Annotated in this window: 1 protein-coding gene; it reads right to left on the bottom strand. The window is 71.3% G+C overall.

The window, feature by feature from the left end; genetic code table 11:
- On the bottom strand, positions 1-2,163 hold a 2,163-nt coding region (locus tag Dsi01nite_RS23655), incomplete at its 3' end, for a hypothetical protein (RefSeq protein ID WP_203848427.1).
- Between the last annotated feature and the right edge of the window lie 317 nt (positions 2,164-2,480).

The following is a 2,480-nucleotide window of genomic DNA, read 5'->3' as shown; positions in this document are numbered from 1 at the left end:
GGCGTTGTCGTCTGGGTTGGCGTTGTCGTCTGGGTTGGCGTTGTCGTCTGGGTTGGCGTTGTCGTCCGGGTTGGCGTTGTCGTCCGGGGACGTCAGGCCGTCTGCGCCGTCGGGGGCGGCGACGCGGCGCAACGCCGCTTGGCGTTGCTGCGCCAGGGCCGCTCTGACCTCCGGCCGGGCGCCCCACCGGGCGGCGGCGTTGGCCACTTCGATGGCCTCGGTGGCGTGGAGGCTTTCCTGCGTGTGGAGCCGGACCTCGAGCGTCACGCCGGTGCTCGGGTCGCGCCACGTCGTCTCGATCCCGCCGCGCCGGCCGTCGGCCCAGCCGTTGTCGAACCCGGTCGGCACGAACCCCAGCCTGGCAAGCTCGCTGATGATCTGCTGGGAGCTGGACGTGTACACCTCGTTGTCCAGCACCACGTCGCGGCTCCCGCCGCGCCGCTCGCCCTCGGGGGTCGCCGGGCGATCCGGCGCCTCCTCCGACATCCGGTCCGCGGCGGTCTCCGCGGTGATGTCGGCGGTCGTGTCGGGTGTGCTGTCGTCCTGCTCGGCAGGATTGATCAGCGTCGCGCCAGGCGTCGCCGCGACGACTTCTTCGAGCGCCGCCTCCGGGTCGGGCCGCGGGCTTTCGTCCGTCTCGGTCGGGTCCTGGTCCTGGTCCTGGCTCCGGTCCTGATCCTGGCTCTGGTCCTGATCCTGGCTCTGGTCCTGATCCTGGCTCTGGTCCTGATCCTGGCTCTGGTCCTGATCCTGGCTTTCTTCCTGGCTCCGGTCCTGGCTTTCGTTGTCGTGCGTTTCGGGGTCGTGGGTGGGTGTCTGCTCGTCCCTGGCAGTCTGCTGCGTCTGCTGGGTGCGCTGCTGGAGTGCGCGCAGGCCGCCGCTGCCCAAAGTGCCCAGAGCGTCCATGACGTCGGCGAACTGTCCCTGCAACCGTCGCGCGTCCGGGCCGCTGAGTCCCCGCATCTGCCGGTGCAGCGCCTGCGCCTGGGCGAGCAGTTGTTCGGTGGTCGTCTCGATCGCAGTGTCGCCCCGCCCCTGCGACGCGAGTCCCGCCACCGCCGATGCGATCGCCACCTCGACATCGGCTGCGGTGGCATCGGGAGCCACCGCGATCTCCACCGTCCCGTCGCGACGCTGACGCTCGCTGACCCTGGTGTCGGTGACCAGTCCGTCCAGGTCAGTGACCCGGATCGTGACCTCCGTGCGGTTGTCCAGGACGACCCGCAGCTCCGGGGACGTACTGCGATGGCCACTACCAGGCCGCACCGCCCGGATGCCGGATCCAGGGAGCGACGCGGCCAGCGCGCCACGCAACCCGTCCGCCACCGTGCCCAGATCGGCCGGCGTCTGATTGCCGTCCAGCCCGAGCGTCGAGCGGAGGTCCGCCGACATCGGCCCGTGCTGCCGCTCGATGGCCGCGGCGACATCGGCGCTGCCGGCCTGCGTCGACGCGAGGTTCATCGCCCGGATCTGGCCGAGCAACGCGTTCTCCAGGTCGATCCGCGCCTGCGGGTCGGTGGCGACGGCCAGTTCACTCGCGATGACTCGGGTCTCGGCCCACCGCGACGCCAGCTCCGCGCTGCTGTCGATGTTGCTCGCCCCGCGCCGCAGCGCGATGCCCCGCAACCGCCCACGCAGGCCACGGCCGGTGGTGAGCTGTGCGGTCGCGGCCGCCACCGCCCGGGTCAACGCCACCGGATCCGCCGCCGTCTCCGGCGACACCTCGAGCGTCCGCCCGCCGCGATCCCCGGCCACCCGATGTGCCTGGCCGTCCAGCTCGCTGGACACCCGCACCTCGAACGTCGCCGACCGCCCCCCGGGAGTCGTCACCGTCAGCTCGGTGTCCGTGTTGAACGTGACGTCACTGACCTGGTCGCTGTGCGTCTGCGTAAGACTGGTCGCCGTGTCACCGAGCGCCGCGCCCAGATCAAGCTCGGCCGCGCTCTCGGCCTGACTGTCCTGTGTGGACTGCGCCGGTTGCGTGGACGGTGTGGACTGCGACCCGGAACGGTTGGTCGCTCCCAGGTCCGTGCCGCTCGCGACCGGGTTCGCAGCGGGCGACGCCACCGGCGTCGGCGTGACCCCGCCTTCCGTCGCGACGCTCGGCCCGTGCTCTGCTCCGGTGTTGACGCTGACGTCCGGCGACGTCCGCTGACCAGGCACGCTCTGCTGCTCACCCGACGGCCGCGAGTCAACCTCGGTCGAGGTCTCAGCCCTGGTCGCCGTCTCGGCCGTGACACCAGCAGCAGTCTCGGTCGCAACCCCAGCCGGATCCTGGCTCTGGCTCTGGCTCTGGCTCGTGGCGGGATTCTGACTCTGAGTCGCGGCCGGGTTCTGACTCGCAGCCGGATTCTGGCTCTGAGTCGCCGCCGGATTCTGCGTCTGGCTCGTCGCCGGGCTTTGGTTCTGAGTCGCAGCCGGGCTCTGGCTCGCGGCCGGGTTCTGGCTCTGGCTCGCCGCTGGGTTCTGACTCTGAGTCG

Origin of the sequence: Dactylosporangium siamense (genome assembly GCF_016862795.1) — a bacterium.
Classification (GTDB): domain Bacteria; phylum Actinomycetota; class Actinomycetes; order Mycobacteriales; family Micromonosporaceae; genus Dactylosporangium; species Dactylosporangium siamense.
This window is presented reverse-complemented; position numbering and strand designations above follow the sequence as displayed.